Raw genomic sequence first — 20424 nt, 5'->3', positions numbered from 1 at the left:
CAGATGGCGGGCTTCGATTCACTCGATCGCGCGGTTCAACAGTGGATCTGGCAGCAAGGCTGGCGACGCTTGCGGCCGATCCAGGAGGAAGCGATCGAGCCTATCCTTGCGCGCAAAGGGTCAGTGGTCATCGCCGCGCCAACCGCTGGGGGCAAGACCGAAGCAGCCTTTCTCCCGATCGCGAGCCGGCTTGCACGCCGCGACGGTGAGGGAGTGCTTGCGCTTGCCATCTCCCCGCTGAAGGCTCTCATCAACGACCAAGCGCGTCGGCTTGAGCACCTATTCGAGAGCGTGGATCTCCGCGTTCAGCCCTGGCACGGCGACGTCTCCAAGGGGCGCAGCCAGCACTGGAAGAACCCTGCACAGGTTCTTCTGATCACCCCAGAGAGTCTGGAGGCGATGCTGATGCGTCGAGCCGGCAACGTGGCGCAGGTGTTCGCACGGCTTGAGTACGTGGTGGTCGACGAGCTTCACGCTTTCATGGGCACCACCCGGGGAGCGCAGATGCTCTCGCTCTTGCGCCGTCTCGAATGCCTTGCCGGCTGCCGCCCGGTGCGCGTCGGGCTCTCCGCGACCTTGGGCGACCTGAGTCTTGCCGCGCGCTACCTGGACCCGGGTGCCGTGCAGCCTGCACAGATCATTCGAGGTGAATCCGCAGGGGCCGATGTTCGTATCGGCATGCTGACCGTGGTGCATGAAGATGATGCCGCGGCCGAGCCCGACGCGACGCGCACAGAGACGGACGACGACCGTGAGCCGTTCTCGCCCAGCCCACCGCCTGCAACTGCTGCGGAGGCAGAGGCACTCGCGCGCGCGCAGGCTGCCGCCGAAGAGGGAGCGCTTCGCGATGGGTTGTCGCGCATCGCCGACCACCTCTTCGCAAAGACGCGTGGCCAGACCAACCTCGTGTTCGCGAACGCACGAGCTCGAGTGGAGCTTTTGACCGACGAGCTCGTGTCTCGTTCGGAAACGATGGGGCTCCCAGTTGAAGCGTTCGCGCATCACGGAAGCCTGTCGCGCGAGCACCGTGCAGAAGTCGAGACGCGCCTTCGTGAGGGCCAATTGCCGACAACCGTCGTATGCACATCGACGCTGGAACTTGGCATTGATATCGGCGATGTCGACACGGTTGCTCAGGTAGGCCCGGCACCGACGGTTTCATCGCTCAAGCAACGCGTGGGGCGGTCGGGTCGCCGCGCTGGACAGGTCCAGACGCTGCGCCAGTACGTCGACCTCACGCGCTATGCCGGCCGCTACGAAGTCCTGGCGTCGCTACGTCTTCCCCTCCTGCAGAGCATCGCGACCGTGGAAGGCCTGCTGGAGGGGCAGTTCGAGACCCCGAACGATCGAGATTGGCATCTCTCCACGCTCGTGCAGCAGATCCTCTCCCGGATAGCGCAAGGCAACCGTGGGGAGCGTGCCCAAGGCCTCTACAGTGAACTGTGCGCGGCCACCGGGCCCTTCGGGTCGATCACGATCGCACTGTTCTCCGAGGTTCTGCGTGCCATGGGGGCAAGCGAGTTGATCGAGCAGATCAGCGATGGCTCTCTTCTGCTCGCGCGCGCTGGCGAGGCGCTGACTTCCCACTACAGCTTCTACGCCAGCTTCCTCACCCCGGAGGAGTATCGCGTCATGGCCCAGGGCGGAAAGGTGCTGGGCTCGCTGCCAATCGAGATCCCGATTTCCGAGGGGCAACTCATCGTGCTCGCCGGACGGCGCTGGCGCGTGCTGACCATAAACCCTTCCGAAAAGTTGCTGACCGTCGAGCCCGGTCCTCGTGGGCGGCCGCCGGGTTTCGGGGGAGGGGCAGGTGCGGTCGGTGCGTGGGTCCAGCGACGCATGCGCCTGTTGCTCGAGTCCATCAGCGTACCTGCGTTCCTCGACCCGACAGGACGCGATGAGCTGGCGTCCGCTCGGCGCGCCTATGACCTTGTGGAACTGCGGCATCGACCAATCCTCCATCAGGGTGACAGCGTGGCCGTCTTCCACTGGGCCGGCTCCGCCACAGGAGCGGCGCTTGCCGCGCTACTCGCTGATCGCGGCCTAGAGGTGGAGCAGGCCGGGCCTGCAATCATCACGCACGGGGCGACGTGCCAAGAGGTGATCGCCGGATTGATGCAGGTGCGGGAAGAGCTGCCTGGCACAGCCGAGGAAATCGCCGAAGTTTTCGTGCCTTTTCCAGAACACAAGTTCGATGAGTTCCTGACGGCCTCGCTTCTGCAGCGCAGCTACGCACGCCGCCACGTTGACCTCGAAGAGCTGCGAACAGCACTTTCGCAATGTCTTCGCTCCGAGCAGTAGGAAAGCCAATCATGTCTATCGACCTCGCAAAGAGGCTTGTTGAAGCGCTTCCAGCTGGCCGCCCAGGTCTGTTTAACCCATGGCTTGACCGTTGCACATTTGATACGCCGGAGAACGGCCCGGAGGCGAGATTTGAGCGCCTTGCAGCGCACTTGAACTGCGAGGCCCGATGGATTCTCGTAGGCGAAGCACCTGGTTACCAAGGGTGTCGATACAGTGGCGTAGCCTTCACAAGCGAGCGTCTCCTGCTCGACGGCGAGGTGCCACGGCAAGCCAATCCAGGGGCGAGGCTGTCACGGCGAAATCGGCCCTTTTCAGAGCCGAGCGCGACGATCGTCTATCGCGCGATGAAACGTGCAGGGATTGAAGGGACGACCGTGCTTTGGAACGCGCTCCAACTGCACCCCCACCTGCCCGATCAGCCATGGACAAATCGAACGCCAGCCCCCCATGAGCTCGCGTACGGCGCAAAGGCTCTGCATCGTCTTGTCGAGGCGTACCCCCGCGCGCGCGTGGTCGCCGTCGGACGCAAGGCCGCAGAACTCCTTGCCGGCAGCAGAATCGCAGTGGTCGCTGCGATCAGGCACCCAGCAAACGGTGGCGCGGCGCTGTTCACTGGAGGACTGATGGCTACGACAAACCACGTGGGCCAAGGATGAACCTTGCGGACTACTCTCCTTGCGTACCGGACGGACCGAGCGTAACGTTCGTACCGCTGTCCTAGGAAGCCACGACCATGCCCGAGATGCCCCCTTTCGCCGTACTCAAGCTCAAGACGGGTGCAAAGCTATCGTCCGATCTGGACAATGAGAACCGACCAACGCTGCGGAGCTTTCTCGGAAGCACGGGCAGTAAAATTGATACGGTGACCATTGGGCGTACCGAAGAAGTTGCGCACAGAGTCATAAATGCTTCCTCGCAAAAGACGGGAAAAATCAGTTCCGCCTTTGGGCAAGCTCCGTCCAACTTCTCTGTCTATGAGATTCATTCGGAAATACTGGGAATTCAGGTTCTAGGATACTGGTCCGGCCAGAAGGGTGGCCAGACATCAGGGCAGAAGTCGGCGCGAGTAACGGGAGACGATATTCAGGTTCGAGTCTTCTCGCCAGGTCAGAAGATTGGCAATGCATTAGTGCCCTCCGGAAAGCGTATTGCTCATACTGGGATGAGGGCATATATTATGGAGTCGATGCTCGCCAAAGTGCATCTGAGGAAACATCTTTCCGATACTGAGGTGTTTGACTATCTGATCAATAATCTGGTTAGCTCAGAACAAAGTGACGGTTCTGCATTTGATGATGATCCAGAACTCGAAGCTGTCGAGTTCATTGTTTTAGAGCATTCAGAACATGGCAACCTTCTTGCCTCCAACTTTATAGATGAATCTGAGGAAGCCGTCACCGCTTTGCCATCAGCCGATTCAAGCGGTTTGGAAGCATGGCTTTCGCAAGATGCTCCGGCTCCGGCGAATCTGGCCGAAATGCGCCTTCAGGCTCGAAGCCGTTTGCGAGATGAGATACTTCACAGTGTAAGATTGTTCAGCGCTAAAGAAGTAGCCAAAGCCTGCGGTAATTCCACAGAGAATCCGAGGACGTTTGGCCAGCGCCTTCGAAAGGCAGGCGCCTTAGCAGTTCGAGAAGCCAATGCGTATAAGTTCCCAGCTTTTCAGTTTCAGGCAAGTGGACGGTTGAGCCCCTGCATGAAAGACGTTCTTACGGTCATCAATTCTGGGCGTTCAGACGAAGAGCTCAGTGACGGATGGCCTGCACTGATTTGGTTCTACGCACCCTCCGGGTTGCTCGCGGGGGAAAGGCCGATGGACGTGTTTGAGAAAGAGCCAGCTCGGGTTCTGGAAGCCGCGAAAGTGCGATTTCAAAGGGATTGATAGGACACCGAACGGATGATCCTATGCCCTCACATTCCCACTACAATTCCCACGCTGGAACTAACAACTATCAAGAAAGACCAAGCACTTTTCCGTGTGGGTATAAACATCTTCCCAGCAAATGCATGGGATTCCCGCTCTTTTCCGCTTGCCAACTATCGATTTAGTCCACTTGTCGATTCGACCGGAAGCCTGATTCCGGTGAGCTATTGCGGAATCACACCAGAAGTCGCGATCCTTGAATCGGTCCTTCGTTTTGAAGTGTCTGGAGGCGTAGTCGAAGCCAGCGAGCTGGCGGGGAAGTTCTTGGCCGAGGTAGTGCTCACCCGAGATATCTGCCTAATCCCACTTGAAGGTCCGGCAGCACGTGCTCTGGGCGAAGGCACAGCAGCGGCAATTGGACATTGCCCAGCGTCCGAATACATGAAAACGCGAGATTGGGCGTCGCAACTCTTGGCGGCTCACCCGCAAGCGGATGGAATTTTGTGGATCAGCCGGCAAGAGCTGAAGAATTCGGCCCTGATGATTTGGAAGCGAGACTCTGAGGAAACCGCTCCGCTCAAGGTCACCGCGCAAGTGAGCTTCGACGACCTGCGAGCTCAAGCTCAGTTCCAGCGCTTGGCTGCCCTAGTGAATGTTCGCGTAATCTGATGTATCTGCGGAGTTAGCGTTCCCCCGATAGTGCCAAAGGTGACAAGCCGCCGCTGGAGTTTCTTCGGAGAAGAGAGCATGACTGTTTTCAACGTGAAGATACTCATATGTGTTGCCTGAAGCGACACATAGAGCAGCCCGGATACCACGCAATGACTGGATTCAAGCATCTACTTTCTGGCACGCTGGTAGTGGTGGAGGGGATCGATGGGTCGGGGAAGAGCACGCTGGTACGTGAGATTGCCTCAGAAACCTGCTTCGTTCTAACCAGGGAGCCGACGTCGGGCCCGCACGGCACCCACCTTCGAGAAGCGTTTGCAGCCGGCATTCGGCTCCCCTTAGAAGAGGAACGCCGCCTTTTCGAGTTGGACCGGCGCGCCCATGTTGCCAGCGTCCTCGGCCCAGCGTTGGCGCGCGGGGACTGCGTGATTTGTGACCGCAGCTACTACTCCACCGCAGCCTACCAAGGCGTCGATCCCGATGACGTGCGACGCATCGTTCGTGAGAACGAAGCTTTCGCTCCTCGTCCCGACGCCGTCCTCTTCCTAGACCTCGACCCCGACATAGCGCTCACGCGGATCCAGGCGCGAGGTGAAGCCCCAACGGCGCCGGAGACCTATGTCGCGCTGCGTGACTGTGCCGCAGGATACGAGGCCATATGGGCGGATGAAGAGTTGATGCGAGGCGTTTCTCTGGTGCGTCTCGACGCCAGGATGCCACTGAACGAGATCGCTGAAACCGCCCGTCGCTCGATTGCGAGCGCTCTCAGCGGTGTGCAGAGACGCCGTTCCTAATGCATAGCTTAGATTTGCACCGCCACGGCCGATTCCCCGCACTCGTTTAGGAGGTGACTGAGCGGTGCATCAGGACGCCACGTCCCCTCGGTGTAGGTTGCGCTTCGCTCATACCGTGGCATCGTTGCCGCATGAACACACCCCTGTCTGTCCCCTTCAGCCAGAAAGACCAAGCCAAGGCACTCGGTGCCCAATGGGATGGAGCCAAGAAGGTCTGGTACGTCCCCGAGGGTGTTGACCTCGCACCTTTCGCGACTTGGCTACAGACCGCCGCACAAAGGGGCAGCGCATCGTCGTCCCTCAGGGCAACTGCGCCGACCCGTGGCGCCGGTGTCGACCAACCATTGCCCACGCCCGAACCCGCGACGAGTGCGCCCGATGTAGCCATCGGCTTGCCGCTGTCCAGCTACCTGCAGGGCATCGGTGCAGTGGTGAAAGCGCACTGCTCGACTCCGACGTGGGTCATCGCGGAGCTCAGCGAGATCAACAGGAAGGGCGCGCACCTGTACATCACGCTCGCGGAGTTCGACCAGCGCGGCAACGCCGTGGCCAAGGTCACGGCCAAAGCCTTCAGCATCGAGAGCCGAAGCTGGTGGCAGCGATTTGTCGGGCTCGTCGGAGGACCGCCGCAGGTGGGTATGCGCTTGCTGCTGCAGGTCACCTCGGAGCTCCACCCCACCTATGGCTTCGGCCTGACCGTCTGTGACCTGGACGCGTCGTTCGTCCTCGGCGAGCTCGCAGCCAAGCTCAAGCGATTGGTTGCACGCCTTGAGGCCGAGGGCCTGGCGGCCCGCAACAAGGCGCTGCCGGCGCCGATCGATTTCACTCGCATCGCAGTGATCGCGCCCGAAGGCGCCGCTGGCCTTGGCGATTTCATGCGCGACGGGGAGATCCTGCAGGCGCTGGGCCTTCTTGAGATCGTCACCATTCCCGCGCTGTTTCAGGGTGCAGGCGCGGCAGTATCTGTGGCCAATGCCCTGACTACGACGTCGGTGATCCACCAGACGCAGCCCTTCGACGCCATCGTCCTGATCCGCGGCGGCGGTGCTCAGCTCGATCTGGACTGGCTCAACGCCTACGAGATTGGCAAGGCCATCTGCGAAGCGCCGGTGCCGGTGATGGTGGGCGTGGGCCACGAGCGCGACAGTGGCCTGCCGGACGAGGTGGCCTGCCTCGCCTTCGACACGCCCAGCAAAGTCATCGGCCACATCCGCCGGGTGATCGTAGAGCGGGCGCGCAGCGCACTTGAGAACGCCAGCAAGATCCAGCGGATTGCCCGCGGCAAGGTCGAACTAGCTCGGTCGCGACTTGACGCGCAGCAGCAGCGATTGGCCCAGTCTGCGCGCGGCAAGTGCGACCATGCGGGGACGCAGGTCGAGGCGCTGCGCACGCAGGCGGAGCGCAGGGCGCGCAGCCTCGCAGTCTTGGCAGCGTCGAACCTCGCGAGCTTGCAAAGCACGCTGGAGCAGACGGCGCGCATGCGCTTCGCGCAGTTCGAGGCCAATCTGGTGCGCCAGGGCACCGCCTTGCTAACCCGCGCGCAGGCGCGGCTCAGTACTGCAGGGCAGGGCTTGGAACGTGCACGCGCGCAAATGGAGCAGCGGGCGCGACAGCGTCTCGACCAAGCGCCTCTGCTGCTGGAGCGGGAGTTCGGGCGGCTTCAGCCCCTGGTTCGGACGAAGCTGGCCGCAGCACAGCTGGGACTGTCGCAACAGCACGGAGAACTGAAAGCCTTGGATCCTCGTCGCATGCTGACGCGCGGCTTTGCGCTGGTTCGGGACATGCAAGGCAGGGTGGTGAAGACCGCTGCCGAATCGCCCGACAACGTGGTCATCCAGTGGATCGACGGTGCTCGCGACGCTGCATTGAAGCGGAACGCCTGAGCGCGTGAGCCTGTCCTTACCGCAACTTGATGAGAGCGGTTGCCGGGGAAATACTGCAGCACCCCTGAAGCGGAGTGCCCCATGAGCGAAGTCTCCGAAACCCAGCGCTTCGATGCGCTGTACAAGACGCTGGCAGGCTGCGTGAGCAAGCTCGACCAGCTGCCACCCGAGGCCATCGACGAAGCACTGGCCTTCGCTGAGCAGGGCCAGGCGGCCTACACCGAGGCCAAGGCGCGGCTCGAGGCTGCGACCCAGCGACTCGACGCGATGTTCGCGCAGCCGGAATCGGCGTGAGCGCGCCGGCAGACAGCAAGCCGGCTCTCAAAGCGCTGGAGGGCGGCCGCGTTCTGATCGAGCGCGACATCGTGCATGCATTGGCTGTCGGCGACGATGCGAAGGCGCTCGCTGCCATGGCCACGCTGGAGAGGCGTGCGCAACTGGAGTCGCTGCCTGCAGGCACTGCTGACGCCAATCCTGATGCGTAGCTTTGCTTCGCGGCGCCGGCACCGAGGTTGCGTGGCTGATGGGCGAGGTGACTGAGCGATGCCTGTCAACCCCGCGCCATTGTGCTGCGTCCGGTAGCCTGATCGCAGAACGCCCGAGGCCCCGACTTATCCTGCAATACCACCTTGAGAAAACCCATGATTGATGAGGAAATCCCGTTTGATATCTACTACCTGCTGTCCCCGCTGACCGCCGCGGATTGGCCGCTAGTCAGGGATATCTTCCTCCGCGTTGAAAAGAGCGTGGTAGGAGACAATCAGACCCTCAGCCGTGCTTTGGTGAAGTCGGGCATCGTGTCCGTCGGTGAGTCAGGAGCCAAACGACTCCGGAACGATGACGACACGACCATTTGCGAGAAGCTCTTGCCAATCATCTCCATTGCCCAAGAGCGTGTGGCGGAAGGCTTGCAGCGATTCCGGATCGATCACGCTGGTCTGGCGTTTCGGGTTGAGGTAGGGCGCAATGCCGCGGGGCACACTTTGATGCTGCGCGTTCTTCCGCACGAAGCGCCCAGTCTGAAGCAACTCAAATTGCCGCCCAACGTGCAAACCCTTTTCCTCGGTCGAAGCATGCTGGAAGGGGGGTTGATCCTGATCGCGGGTCACTTGGGGGGAGGAAAAACGACCACCGCAAGCGCGATCGTACGCTCGCGCCTCGAAGTTTATGCTGGCCATGCCCAGACGGTTGAATATCCATGCGAGCTCCCGCTCCAAGGTGTCTGGGGCAAGGGTGTGTGTATGCAGCGCCCGGTGGAAGCCATCGACGCCTACGAGCCCCCGAGCGACTCCTTCTTCCGCGCGTTGATTGGCACGCTGCGCCTGTTTCCAGCGATCCCATGCGGGACGATTCTCATGGCGGGCGAGATCCCGGACAGCAGGACTGCCATTGAGATCCTGAAGGCGGCCGCCAGCGGTCACCTGGTCATTGCAACAATCAATGCCCGCAGCGCGGTCGACGCCCTACGCATTATGGCAATGCTGTGCGCCCCTGGTGGTGACAACCTAGATCCAGAAGCCGCACGCGAGATGCTCGCGGTCGCGCTCAAGGGCGTCTGGTGCCAGCGCCTGTCCTGGCACAACCAGGGCCCGGACTGGAACCGCTGCGAAATCAGTGGAGACCTGATCTGGAGCGGGGAATCGGTTGCCCGCGCAATCCGTCGCGGCAACTTCGAGTCCCTTGATAACATTGCGAAGAAGCAGAACGATACCATCGCAAACATGCGTCAGGATCGTCCTCTGGGCGCAGAAGAAATCGAAAAACTCCTATGGAGAGCTGAGACTCCGAAACTCTCTCTCGATCGGGGTTGACTGGGCTTTACCCGACCCACTGCGAGTCGCCCCGATCCGTGACCACAGATTGATCGACTCAGATCCAAACAATGCGACAGCGCTGGACGCGACACCAGGTTGGGCGCGGCCAGTTCTCGCTGCTGCTTTGCATATGAGCTGGCCGCACAGGCCGCCCCAGCTGCGAGGGCTGAAACTGGAAACCTGAATTGAAAAAGGCCGACCTCGCGAAGAGGTCGGCCTTCAGGTTTCTAGCGGTTGAGACGCCGGGCGACGATGGCGTCGACTTCGGCGCGGGCGCCGAGCTCCTCGCGGAGCAAGCGCAGCATGAAGCGCAGGTCGCGCGCCTCCTCAGTGCCTTGTGTCACAAGGCCCAGCATTCGATCGATGCTGGAGCGTTTGTCGGCCAGTTCGCTTCGACTGGCCGTGTTCAGAAAGCGTCGAAAGGCGCGGATCTCGTCGTGGTCAAGCATGTGCATCTCCTTTAATGAAAAAGGGGACGCACATCCCCCGAAGGGGACATGACGTCCCCGTTGGGGTGTGGTGTGGCCTGAAGGCCTGTGTGCCGGATTGACAGCCCGGCGAGCTGATCGCCCGAGGGCGAATTGCCCCTGAGGATGCACACGAAGAGGCGGCAGGATCAAGCCGGTGACATCGCTCCTTTAGGCTCAGAGATCTATGCCACCCGGAGCCTTCGCGTGCGGTGCGTCCCGCGCGCCGGCTCGCGGACGCCGCGTTGCGGCGAGCTAGCGGTGTTCGCAGTTCACCGGGTTCAGCTGCGTGACCGGCGATGACTTGCGGACCACGCATGCAGTCCGCAGCCAAGCTACGCGTTGACCAGCAAAGTGCAGTCAAGTACAGTCAAGGATGTGCGCACAATGTATGGCGCTCATCTGGAGCCGGAGTCATGGCCACCGCAACCCGCGACGTCAAGATCAACATCCGCACCCACGCCTTGGCGAAGGGCCTAATCGATCGCGGCGCGGAAGCGCTCAACACCTCAGTGTCCAGTTTCATGATCGAGGCCAGCTTGCAGCGCGCGGAGACTGTCCTCGCTGATCGAACGCAGTTCGCGCTCTCGACGGAGCAGATGCAGGCGTTCATGGACGCCTTGGACGCCCCGCTGCCGAATCCGGCCGCGCTCAAAGCCCTCTTCGAGCACCGAGCCCCCTGGGACAAGGCGTAAAGGTTGCCGTATACCCGGCCTGAGCCACTGACGTCCACCCACGTTCTCGCCGGCTTCCAGTGCCAGCACGCGTCGCTGTCCGACTGGCTCCTCAAGCGTGCCCTTGCCAACCAAAGCAGCCTCGCATCGAAGACGTTCGTTGTCACCGATGGTGAGCGCGTGGTCGGCTTCTACGCGCTTGCAAGCGGTAGCGTCGCCCTCGAACGCGTGCCGGGTCCTATCCGCAGAAACATGCCGGCGCCGGTGCCGGCGATCGTGCTGGCACGGTTGGCTGTTGACGAAAGGCATCAGCGACGGTCTCTGGGGCGAGGCTTGCTGAAAGACGCAACACTCCGGGCCATTGTTGCCGCAGAGACCGTTGCCGCCCGAGTGCTGCTTTGCCATGCGATTGACGAAGCCGCAAAGGCGTTCTACATCCAGAACGGCTTCGTCGCGTCGCCAGTCGACCCGCTCATGGCGATGCTGGATCTGAAAATTGCGAGGGTGATTGCAGCACGGTGAGGAACACCATGCGTTCGGCGCGCTAGGGCGGATTTCGCAAGCAGTTTCAAGCGAAGTTGGCTGCGCAGACCAACTTGACAGCAATTCACTGAAGCGTATCGTTTGCCCTAAGCCGCCGGACTGACCAGCGGTACCCACCCTGAGGGATCCTCATGGACTTCGACTACGTGGTCTTCATTGGCCGCTTCGAGCCGTTTCACAACGGCCATCTCGCCGTCGCCCGCCACGCCCTGCGTCTGCTCCGGGGCAATGCCGACGGAACAAACATGCAACCTGCCAAGCCTGGCAAGCTCATCCTGCTGATCGGTTCGGCCGACGCGCCGCGCACGCCGCGTAACCCATGGACTGCCGCTGAGCGCCGCGTGATGGTGCAGGCCACGCTTGAGGATGCTGCCGAGCAATTGATCGTGCGCCCGCTGCGCGATCACCTCTACAACGAGGCGCAGTGGATCGCCGCCGTGCAGCGCACGGTCGCTGAGGCCATCCGCGCCGATGGCGGCGCCGCGGATGCGCGCATCGGCCTGATCGGCCAGCGCAAGGACGCCAGCAGCTACTACCTGGAAGAATTCCCGCAGTGGCGGCTGATCGATGTCGGTCACACGGAAACCCTGTCGGCGACGGATCTTCGCCGCCATCTGTTCGAGACTGGCCCCGGCGACTACGGCAGCCTGATGCTGGTGCGAGCCAATGTGCCCGAGCCGACTTTCGCAATGCTCGATGCCTTCCGAAAACACGATCCGGCCTTTGCGGGCCTGGTCGAGGAGTACCGCTTCCTGCGTGACTACCGCGCGGCCTGGGACGCAGCGCCCTACGCGCCGACCTTCGTCACCACCGATGCGGTGGTGGTGCATTCGGGCCATGTGCTGCTGATCCGCCGCCGCAGCGCGCCGGGTAAGGGCTTGTGGGCGCTGCCGGGCGGGTTCATCCGACCCGATGAGGCCCTGCTGGACGGCTGCCTACGCGAGCTACGCGAAGAGACCCGCCTCAAGCTGCCGGCGCCGGTGCTGCGCGGTTCGCTCAAAGGCGGTCACGTCTTCGACCACCCCGAACGCTCGCTGCGCGGCAGAACGATCACCCACGCCTTCCATTTCGAGTTCCCGCAGGGCGAGCTGCCCGGCGTGCGCGGTAGCGACGATGCAGACAAGGCGCGCTGGTTCCCGGTGGCCGAGGCGCTGGAGATGGGCCCGCGCCTGTTCGAGGACCACCTGCACATCCTCGAGTACTTCATCGGCCGCGGTTGAACACCGCACCGCCCGTCATCACCCCACACCCACCGCCGGCGGACAGACCACCGGCATCCGACGCGAAGGAGTTTCACGTCATGAACATTCGTCACCCGTTCGACAATCTGATCCTCAACACCGACAGCTACAAAGCCAGCCACTGGCTGCAGTACCCGCCGGGCACCGACGCCAGCTTTTTCTACGTCGAGAGCCGCGGCGGCATCCATGACCACGTGCTGTTCTTCGGCCTGCAGGCGATCCTGAAGGCCTACTTCAGCACGCCGATCACCCATGCCGATGTCGACGAGGCGCGCGATGTCTTCGCCGCCCATGGCGAGCCCTTCAACGAGGCCGGCTGGCGGCGCATCGTCGATGTCCACGGCGGGCGCCTTCCGCTGCGCATCCGCGCCGTCCCCGAGGGCCATGTGGTGCCAACCCACCAGGCCCTGGTGACCATCGAATCGACCGACGCGGAAGCCTACTGGCTGCCGAGCTACATGGAAACGCTGCTGCTGCGCCTGTGGTATCCGGTGACGGTCGCCACGATCAGCTGGCAGGCCAAGCAGACCATCCGCGACTACCTTCTGCGCAGCAGCGACGACCCGGAAGGCCAGCTGCCTTTCAAGCTGCACGACTTCGGCGCCCGTGGCGTGTCGAGCACCGAGAGCGCCGGCCTCGGCGGGCTTGCTCATATGGTGAACTTTCTGGGCACCGACACGGTGTCGGCGCTGATGGCTGCGCGCGCCTGGTACGGCGCCGACATGGCCGGCTTCAGCATCCCCGCCGCCGAGCACAGCACCATCACCAGCTGGGGCCGCGAGCGCGAGGTCGACGCCTACCGCAACATGCTCACTCAGTTCGCCAAACCGGGTGGCATCGTCGCCGTGGTCTCCGACAGCTACGACATCCACCGCGCCATCCGTGAGCACTGGGGCCAGACGCTGCGCCAGGAAGTCATCGACAGCGGCGCCACCGTGGTGATCCGCCCCGACTCGGGCGACCCCCTCGAGATGGTGCTGAGCTGCCTGGAGGCGCTGGACGAAGCCTTCGGCCACAGCGTCAACAGCAAGGGCTACAAGGTGCTGAACACGGTGCGGGTGATCCAGGGCGACGGCATCGACCCGGTCAGCCTGAAGCTGATCCTTGAACGCTTCACGCAAGCCGGCTACAGCGCCGACAACGTCGCCTTCGGCATGGGCGGCGGCCTGCTGCAGAAGCTCAATCGCGACACACAGAAGTTCGCGCTCAAGTGCTCGGCCGCGCGCGTCAACGGCGAATGGATCGACGTCTACAAAGACCCGATCACCGACCCCGGCAAGCAGTCGAAGCGCGGCCGCCTGACCCTGATCCGCCACACCGAGTTCGGCAGCTGGAAGACCGTGCCGGTGCCGCACGAGATCAAGCGTATCGAGGACATGACGCTCCCCGCCGGCTGGGCGCATGCGATGCAGACGGTGTGGGAGAACGGTTCGCTGGTGAGTGAGTGGACGCTGGACGAAGTGCGGGCGCGTGCGGCGCGAGGGCTGTAGGGCCGCAGCGAAACTGCGATGCTGAATCCCGGAAGTCCGGGCAGTGCGGGCGCCGTTCAAAGCCAAGGGCCGCGAAAGCGTCCCTTGGCGTGTCTGGGGAACTCAGCCCCGCCGCCACGCAGATCCGCTCTATGCGGTGCTGGAAGCCGGCCCGCTCGAATCGGCGCGCCCTTCGAAGTGGCGGCCGACCTCGTCGACCACAACACCCACAGCTTAAACGGCTGACCGATGCGGGGCCTTTTGCGCAAGTTGCTCCCAGCCAATCCTGTCCCATTGTGGATCTCAAGCGGTGAGACCGACCGGCGCCGGGGCAGGAAGCTCAGCCACATGGATGTGGCGCGGCGGGTCGACCTTCGGGCTCCAGGATGGAGCACACGCCAGGAAGGCGCTGACGAGGGAAGGGCAGGGATGCCCCGCCGTGTCTGTCGGATATGTCCTCGATACACGTGGCATTTCGTCACTGGAGCATGCAACGGCCAACTACCGTGGGCGGTATGGAAAGCGAATCTGGGCAGGGACGCCCGGCCCAAGCAGGAAGGTTGAAGGAGCCAGGATGCCAACCGACGACGTGCGGCAAGCGCCTCGCTAACCCAGGAAACCCACAAGATGATTCACACCGTAGAGACGGTGATCCAAGCGATCGAACAGAAACTAACGACGCAGATTCGAATCCTGCGGGGCAGGCTCGGGCGCAAGCAGAACGCCTGTGACCGTGCGTTCACAGCAGCGGGCAATCGCCGCGGACGCCGACTCCGCACCTGGTTCAGCGGCTTGCCGGCGAAGCTGAGGCAGGACGGCGCATCGGACATGCCCACTTTGGATCGGCGCGACAGCGCAACTCGTGACTGGCCGAAAGTGGAACCAAATGTCGACTTGGATCCAGGGCCAAAGGGATGGCCGAGGGATGTGTTGGGGCAGGCCGAAGGGTGGAATTCGCCGGATTCTGCTGTGCAGCGCGCGCTGATTGGGATGCAGCAGCGAGCGCGTTGGACGGCGATTCATGGGTGGCTGGGGCCGCAGGTCGGCGGGTACGGCCAGGTAGATGCCACCATGGTCAGGCGCGAGGATGGGGGAACGACGTACGCCGAGCTGGAACGCGTAGTCTTCCTTGAAATGCTCGACGACGGGAATTGGCTCGCCGAAATTGCGATGGGCAAGGTCAACGGCCGTTCTTGGGCGAAGGACGGCATGCGGTTGGTTCTCCATTTGGCCGAGATCTGGCCGCCTGTGTCCCACAGGTGCTGATAGGAGCAGGGGTATGTTCGATTTCTTCGATCCACGCAGAATCAGGCGCGAATCCCTATGGATTGTCGGCGGTGTCATCATGGTGCTCGGGGCTGCGTGGATAGCGCCGGCCCACTGGGCCGGATGGGTGGGCTTGCTTTGCGCCATAGTGCCTACGCTCGCTATCCTCAAGGCCGCCAGCCGCAGTCTTCTACCCGCAGCTCTGACTGCGTTGATCGGCGCCTTTCTGGCTATTGAAGTATGCCTACTCGCACTAGCGCTCTTGCTCATCTTTGGAATCAACTCGTTACCGCACGGTGCCGCCAACACGAGACTCGACAGCGATCGGCAGCACGGATAAGGACGCCAAGCCTTCACTAACTAAGGGAGTAGAGTTAAGAATGGTGAGTAGAAAAAGTAGTAAATCCAAGATGCCAGGCCTGCAATAAAATTGTTGCACAGATATGCTGTTCAAGTCTTTCCATCAAATTCTATGGGGGGTTAATGAAGATTAAAGACGTTATCGGAGAATATCTTTATAGAGGTGACTGTGTTGAGCAGTTGAAGCGTATCCTCCCTGACCGCTTCTTTCGAGCCTCCCTCGACATGGAGTTCGCCGGTCCACTTTGTCACACAGATCTCAATGACATGAAGCGCGAGGCCAGATCGAACGGTGCTCAGCACTTTCGCATTTCTTTCTGGGAGGATTTTCCAACGGCGCTTACTAGGTATCCATTTAGTGCGTCTCCATCTGCTCTGCTCAGGTTTCGGGTGGATGATCTTCGTGACAGAGGATTTCGATTTACGGTGGATGAGTACACCGGAGAAGGTGGTGTTATTGCTTCTGTGATCGACAATGTGAAGAAATCTGAAAGATTCCTCAAGGAGTTCTCATGCTGCGGTATCCCGCTTGAGGCAATAGATGTCCTGTGCCCCGACCTAAAGTGGAGATCACTGGACAAGTCTGGAATCCTAGACGATCGGGACATCTCTACCTCAGCTCATCGCTTCGAGTTGACTTTTGGTGAAGGGACGGCTCGGGGTTACGGTTGGTGCTTCGAGCGGAGCCAGGTGATGTACGTTCGGCAACACTGGACCGATGGTTGCTACCTGACCAACGACGTTTCGCGTGCACTTACTGCAGCAATGGCACTGTCTCAAGCCTTCAACTTGAATCACCCCGAGAGATACCTCTGGATCTTCGAGGTGGAGTTAAACGATTTCGATAGGTCCGCCCAAGAAGCTAATCTGAAGCCTGCGTCGCGGACACTCCGCCAGATCTTTTCTCGCGGGTCTCCGAAGTACTCCCTCTTCTTCACTACGCATCGTCGAGGAAAGCGCGACGCTTGGCTGGAAGACCTTAACCAACCAGAAATAATCGCTGGCCAATGGCGATGGTTGCAACCAGTGCGTAAGGCTGCAGCAGATTTGGCGATCACCTAGATCGCTTACCCTCCGTAACGGGTTTCCGGCGTGCTTCGTGGCCCAAGGTCATTGAAGCAAGCATTCAGGAACTGCTCCCAGTCTCACCGAGCTGTCGAATCTACTCATGCCAGAATCTCCACGCCACCCGCTGTCGAACCAGTGGGATCCGCTTGTCGCTTCGGAGCCTGGTCCAGCACCGTCACCCCGGCATCCGCCCGAGTGCGAGTTGTCCAGGCGCCTCAGCCATCGAGATCCAACGATTCGCATGGCCGCGCTGCTTGAAGCCTTGAACATCTGTGCAGATGGCTTTCCCGAGCTCGAACGCGTCAGAGATATGATCCGCCCCGGGAGTCAGCGCGGTGTTTGAGTCTTTGCATGGCGTGCAGCTGGCCCTGGCCCTGAATCCCGTGCTGACCATTGTCTGCGCTGCTGCGCTGGGTTGTCTGGTGGGTAGCTTTCTCAACGTGGTGATCTTGCGGCTTCCTCGCAGGATTGCGTGGGAGTGGAACCGGGATGCCCATGAGCTCCTCGACAAGCTGTTCGAAGAGCCAGCGCCGCCAAACTTTTTCCATGGGCGTTCCGCGTGCCCAAGCTGCGGACATCGCATTCTTTGGTTTGAGAACGTGCCTGTTCTGAGCTGGTTGGCCCTGCGGAGACGGTGCCGAGCCTGCGGTACAGCGATCAGTGTCCAGTACCCGCTGGTCGAAGCTGGAACCGGGCTGCTCTTCGCTCTTGTCGTCCACCACTTCGGATCCACGCCGGCCTCTGCAGCGGGCCTCGTGCTTACTGGGTGTCTGATCGCGGCCAGCGGCATTGATCTTCGCGATCAGCTGCTGCCGGATGGGATCGTGCTGCCGTTGCTGTGGGTCGGCCTGCTGCTATCGATCTCTAGCCTATTCGTGCATCCGGACCAGGCGATCTTGGGTGCGGCGGCAGGCTACCTAAGCCTGTGGTCCGTGTTCTGGCTGCACCATCTACTGACAGGGCGGGAAGGATTGGGATACGGCGACTTCAAGTTGATGGCTGTCGCTGGGGCCTGGTTCGGGCCGCACGCCGTCATGCCTATCCTCTTCATCGCGGCCTGCCTGATCTCATTCTTTGGTCTGATCCATCTGCGAAGGACGGGGCAGGGCGCCCAGACGCCTCTGGCCTTTGGGCCGGCCATCGCATCGGGCATCTTCGCCTGGATGCTGTACGGCCCCAGTCACCTCGGCCCATGGGCACGCGCGCTGGGTTTCCCCTGATCGGCGAGTGCTTCCCGATATCTCGCCCAAACCGACACCCAAGTGACAACTCGCGGCACTACTGCGCCCGCACACTCTCGGCCATGAATTCGAACTGCTGCCGACTGTCCTGAGATGGATCTTTCCGACCCGCCCCCCTGGTGCACAGAGGTTGGCAGCGCCGCTGAGGGCCTACGCAACGGTGGGTTCTCATGCGGCCCGTTCGCCGTACACCGGTTGCCTCGATCCGCAGATTGGGTGGAGCTGGCACTCGCGGGGCGCTGTCGCGAACTCTGGTTGCTGATGCAGCCGCGGCCCGGACAGCAGATCAGCGGCTTTGCGCAGGGCAAGAATCACGAATGGCTTCCACTAGACGCCGCGGGGGCACCGCGGGTAACGGAGCGTGTTCGTCGCTGCCCCATCGGCGCGCCGGGCGATGCGTTTTGGGTCGCCGAGTCTCACTGGCGGGTCATCGATTCCTCGTTCCAGACACTCGTGAACGCAGTCGATGGCTGCACCCGCGCCGGCGAGGACACTCGGATCTATGACGGAGCGGCCTGCCTCTCAAGGGTCCCGGCAAAGGCCGTTACGCGGGAGCTGTGGTCGTCCATGCCCATCTGGGCTTCCAGGCTCGTTCTACGCACGCTGGAGAGCACGCCGCGTCGGCTCCACTCGATCACTCCCGAGGAAGCAAGAGAGGCTGGTTTTGGTGGGCTCGGCGTTTCGCCGAGGATGCGCTTTCTCGCTAACTTCGAAACAGCCCATGGCCCGCGCTCGGCCGGTGATGACCCCTGGATGTGGCGTGTGCGGTTCGAGCAATCTACGTTGCGACCTTGACGCTGCGTTAGAGAAAAAGCCCGCGGATGCGGGCCTTTTCTTTTCTTGCTTTGTCCGCCTTAGCCGGTCTCAGCCGCGCACAACCGGGCTTTGTGTGTGATCTTGGAGCGCGACAATGATGTCGTATCCAAGGCGCTTGAACGCACTCGTCATGCGATCTAGCCGGGTCGAGTGCCGTGGATCCAGCAACCGATGAGCGTCGGCTCGGTTTATGTCTAGGTGCCGCGCGAGCTCGGCCTGCGACCAGGCGCGGCTGCGGACGATGGCGTAGAGCTTTGCTTTGAGCGCCATTTCTGCGGACGGCAAAACGTCGACCGCGCCGTCGACTTTGGAAGCTGGTGGCAGGGGTAGTTCTTCGTCGATGGTGAATGCGATCGCCTCGTCGAGAGCATCCACGAGTGTCTCGGTGAGTTCGTCTTCAGACTCCGCGCTGGTGGCTACCATCGGGAAGTCTGGAAACGTAATCGAAATTCCGTCCGCACCCCGCTCAATAAGAGCGGGATACTTCAGGGCATGTGTATGCATCACACTGCTCCTAATAAATCTATACCTATTCCAGGCGAACACCCAGCTGCTTAAACACATGGCTTAACGTTCCAGATGGGATGACGCCGCGCAGTTTCACAATGGCGAACCTGTCACCGTAATAGACGGTGGCGTGTGAGCCCTTGCCGCGCTTTTTATCGATCCTAAATGAAACGCCATCTTGCTTCGCTTTCTCTTTGAGCTTCTTCAGAAGATCTTGGTAATCCATTTCTCACGGTCCTTAGGGTTGATTTAAACAAATAGTTTTTCACGGACTTCTCCTAGAGTGTTTTTGGCGCTCGCTTGCCGTTCGCCAAGTTGTGCATCAGTGCTTGTGAGCCGCGGCGCGGCACGATCAAGCGGCCCTGCGTGCACTCGCAGAGCCGACATCAGAATACCCAAGACGGTGCATATATGCAACATTGTTAAGAGAGAGGTGAGTGCGTGCGGCTGGCACAGCTCGGCAGGCCGCTCGGTCGTGCGTACAACGAAGGAGCCATGGACGGCGACGACCCCGCCGGCTTGAGCCGAATCGGAGCGTGTCGGTGCGCCGACGGCCGAGCAGCCATCCCGGCGATCACGGCCAGCGAGGCGGGCGACCGGCGGCAGTAGGCGCTGTGTCTCAGCCCGTGCGACTCGGCGCGCGCAATTTGACAACCCGCATCGTCGTGCTGAGCTGTTGGCATGTCCGAAGTCGCACCCACGACCACCTTGGAGCGCGCCTACCGCGTGCGGCTGTCGCCGACCGTGGACCAGGCGCGCACGCTGTGCCGCCTGTTCGGGGCGCGGCGCTTCGTCTGGAACTGGGCGCTGAAGCTCGACCGCACGCTGCGGGCTTCGGGGCAGCGCAGCGACTTCACCGCCTGGTCGGAGGCGCTCACGGCGCTGAAGCGTCAGCCGGACACCGCCTGGCTCGCCGATCTGCCGCGAGAGCCGTTCATTCAGACGCTGCGCGACTTCGACCGGGCGAAGAAGAACTTCTTCGCCGGCCGCGCGCGGGCCCCGCGGCGCAAGCGCTTCGGCACAGTCAACAGCGCCCGCTTCACGCTCGATCAGCGGCGTCAACAGGTGACGCTGGGCGAGCGCCTCGGCGAGGTGCAGGTCGACGGGCTGGGCCGCGTACGATTTCGTCGCACCGAGTCGATGGATGGGCGACTGCGTTCGGTGACCGTGCGCTGCGACAGCGCCGGCCGCTGGTTCGCGACCTTCACCGCTGATGGAGTGGCAAAGCCGATTGCCCGCCCAGCCGAGCGCACCGCGCTCGGCATCGACCTCGGCCTACGCCAGACCGCGACCTGCAGCGACGGCCGGGTGTTCACCGCGGCCAAGCCGCTCAAGGTGAAACTGGCCAAGCTGCGCCGCTACCAGCGCCGGCAGAGCCGTCAGCTGGCGGCACAGATGCAGGCGCAGGGCCTCGATCCGACGAAGCCCTGCCCCAAGGGCACGC

General features: G+C 62.0%; 20 protein-coding genes. 17 read left to right on the top strand and 3 right to left on the bottom strand.

Annotated elements, in window-relative coordinates:
• The first annotated feature begins 3 nt into the window (after window positions 1-3).
• The 9 genes from ACIQ7H_RS13890 to ACIQ7H_RS13850 all read left to right on the top strand — a co-directional run bounded on the left by ACIQ7H_RS13890 (window position 4) and on the right by ACIQ7H_RS13850 (window position 9325).
• Window positions 4-2301, top strand: a complete 2298-nt coding sequence (locus ACIQ7H_RS13890) for a DEAD/DEAH box helicase (protein WP_395792467.1) — start codon at window positions 4-6, stop codon at window positions 2299-2301.
• Window positions 2280-2960: a uracil-DNA glycosylase gene (locus ACIQ7H_RS13885; protein ID WP_395792465.1), complete on the top strand. Its 681-nt coding sequence runs from the start codon at window positions 2280-2282 to the stop codon at window positions 2958-2960. Before ACIQ7H_RS13890 ends, ACIQ7H_RS13885 begins: the two co-directional genes overlap by 22 nt.
• Before the next feature lie 77 nt (window positions 2961-3037).
• Entirely contained in the window at window positions 3038-4186 is a 1149-nt protein-coding gene (locus tag ACIQ7H_RS13880; RefSeq protein ID WP_395792463.1) for a hypothetical protein, read from the top strand.
• 15 nt (window positions 4187-4201) lie between these two features.
• Window positions 4202-4837 carry an RES family NAD+ phosphorylase gene (locus ACIQ7H_RS13875; protein WP_395792461.1) on the top strand — a complete coding sequence of 212 codons (636 nt, stop codon included), beginning with the start codon at window positions 4202-4204 and terminating at the stop codon, window positions 4835-4837.
• Window positions 4838-4989: 152 nt separating this feature from the next.
• On the top strand, window positions 4990-5631 hold the full coding sequence (gene tmk, locus ACIQ7H_RS13870; protein ID WP_395792459.1) for a dTMP kinase: 642 nt from the start codon (window positions 4990-4992) through the stop codon (window positions 5629-5631).
• Window positions 5632-5762: 131 nt separating this feature from the next.
• Window positions 5763-7514 carry an exodeoxyribonuclease VII large subunit gene (gene xseA, locus ACIQ7H_RS13865; RefSeq protein ID WP_395792457.1) on the top strand — a complete coding sequence of 584 codons (1752 nt, stop codon included), beginning with the start codon at window positions 5763-5765 and terminating at the stop codon, window positions 7512-7514.
• Window positions 7515-7595: 81 nt separating this feature from the next.
• Window positions 7596-7808 carry a hypothetical protein gene (locus ACIQ7H_RS13860; RefSeq protein ID WP_395792455.1) on the top strand — a complete coding sequence of 71 codons (213 nt, stop codon included), beginning with the start codon at window positions 7596-7598 and terminating at the stop codon, window positions 7806-7808.
• Entirely contained in the window at window positions 7805-7999 is a 195-nt protein-coding gene (locus ACIQ7H_RS13855; protein ID WP_395792453.1) for a hypothetical protein, read from the top strand. The genes ACIQ7H_RS13860 and ACIQ7H_RS13855 overlap by 4 nt, the downstream gene beginning before the upstream one ends.
• Window positions 8000-8155: 156 nt before the next feature.
• Window positions 8156-9325, top strand: a complete 1170-nt coding sequence (locus tag ACIQ7H_RS13850) for an ATPase, T2SS/T4P/T4SS family (RefSeq protein WP_395792451.1) — start codon at window positions 8156-8158, stop codon at window positions 9323-9325.
• Between the two features lie 230 nt (window positions 9326-9555).
• Here the strand turns inward: ACIQ7H_RS13850 and ACIQ7H_RS13845 are convergent, their stop codons facing one another.
• Window positions 9556-9777, bottom strand: coding sequence for a hypothetical protein (locus ACIQ7H_RS13845; protein ID WP_395792449.1), 222 nt, complete (start codon window positions 9775-9777; stop codon window positions 9556-9558).
• Window positions 9778-10211: 434 nt separating this feature from the next.
• Between ACIQ7H_RS13845 and ACIQ7H_RS13840 the strand changes: the two genes are divergently transcribed.
• From ACIQ7H_RS13840 to ACIQ7H_RS13810, 7 genes are all read left to right on the top strand, one after another.
• On the top strand, window positions 10212-10490 hold the full coding sequence (locus ACIQ7H_RS13840) for a DUF1778 domain-containing protein (protein ID WP_395792447.1): 279 nt from the start codon (window positions 10212-10214) through the stop codon (window positions 10488-10490).
• Between the two features lie 3 nt (window positions 10491-10493).
• Window positions 10494-10991, top strand: coding sequence for a GNAT family N-acetyltransferase (locus tag ACIQ7H_RS13835; RefSeq protein WP_395792445.1), 498 nt, complete (start codon window positions 10494-10496; stop codon window positions 10989-10991).
• A gap of 146 nt (window positions 10992-11137) precedes the next feature.
• Complete coding sequence (locus ACIQ7H_RS13830) at window positions 11138-12232, top strand: bifunctional nicotinamide-nucleotide adenylyltransferase/Nudix hydroxylase (RefSeq protein WP_395792515.1); 1095 nt, start codon at window positions 11138-11140, stop codon at window positions 12230-12232.
• Window positions 12233-12312: 80 nt separating this feature from the next.
• Window positions 12313-13743 carry a nicotinate phosphoribosyltransferase gene (locus ACIQ7H_RS13825; RefSeq protein WP_395792443.1) on the top strand — a complete coding sequence of 477 codons (1431 nt, stop codon included), beginning with the start codon at window positions 12313-12315 and terminating at the stop codon, window positions 13741-13743.
• A gap of 606 nt (window positions 13744-14349) precedes the next feature.
• Window positions 14350-14988, top strand: a complete 639-nt coding sequence (locus ACIQ7H_RS13820) for a hypothetical protein (RefSeq protein WP_395792441.1) — start codon at window positions 14350-14352, stop codon at window positions 14986-14988.
• Window positions 14989-15471: 483 nt separating this feature from the next.
• Window positions 15472-16410, top strand: coding sequence for a hypothetical protein (locus ACIQ7H_RS13815; protein ID WP_395792439.1), 939 nt, complete (start codon window positions 15472-15474; stop codon window positions 16408-16410).
• Between the two features lie 341 nt (window positions 16411-16751).
• Window positions 16752-17636: a prepilin peptidase gene (locus ACIQ7H_RS13810; RefSeq protein ID WP_395792437.1), complete on the top strand. Its 885-nt coding sequence runs from the start codon at window positions 16752-16754 to the stop codon at window positions 17634-17636.
• A gap of 885 nt (window positions 17637-18521) precedes the next feature.
• Here ACIQ7H_RS13810 and ACIQ7H_RS13805 read toward each other — a convergent pair.
• Complete coding sequence (locus ACIQ7H_RS13805; RefSeq protein WP_395792435.1) at window positions 18522-18977, bottom strand: hypothetical protein; 456 nt, start codon at window positions 18975-18977, stop codon at window positions 18522-18524.
• Window positions 18978-19002: 25 nt separating this feature from the next.
• Window positions 19003-19206: a hypothetical protein gene (locus ACIQ7H_RS13800; RefSeq protein ID WP_395792433.1), complete on the bottom strand. Its 204-nt coding sequence runs from the start codon at window positions 19204-19206 to the stop codon at window positions 19003-19005.
• A gap of 482 nt (window positions 19207-19688) precedes the next feature.
• On the opposite strand from ACIQ7H_RS13800, the gene ACIQ7H_RS13795 reads away from it, so the two are divergent.
• A partial coding sequence (locus tag ACIQ7H_RS13795; RefSeq protein ID WP_395792431.1) for an RNA-guided endonuclease InsQ/TnpB family protein occupies window positions 19689-20424 on the top strand: 736 nt, incomplete at its 3' end.

This window comes from Aquimonas sp., from assembly GCF_044377145.1.
GTDB lineage: Bacteria > Pseudomonadota > Gammaproteobacteria > Xanthomonadales > Xanthomonadaceae > Aquimonas.
The sequence above is the reverse complement of the archived record's forward strand: the minus strand, read 5'-3'. Positions and strand labels throughout refer to the sequence as shown.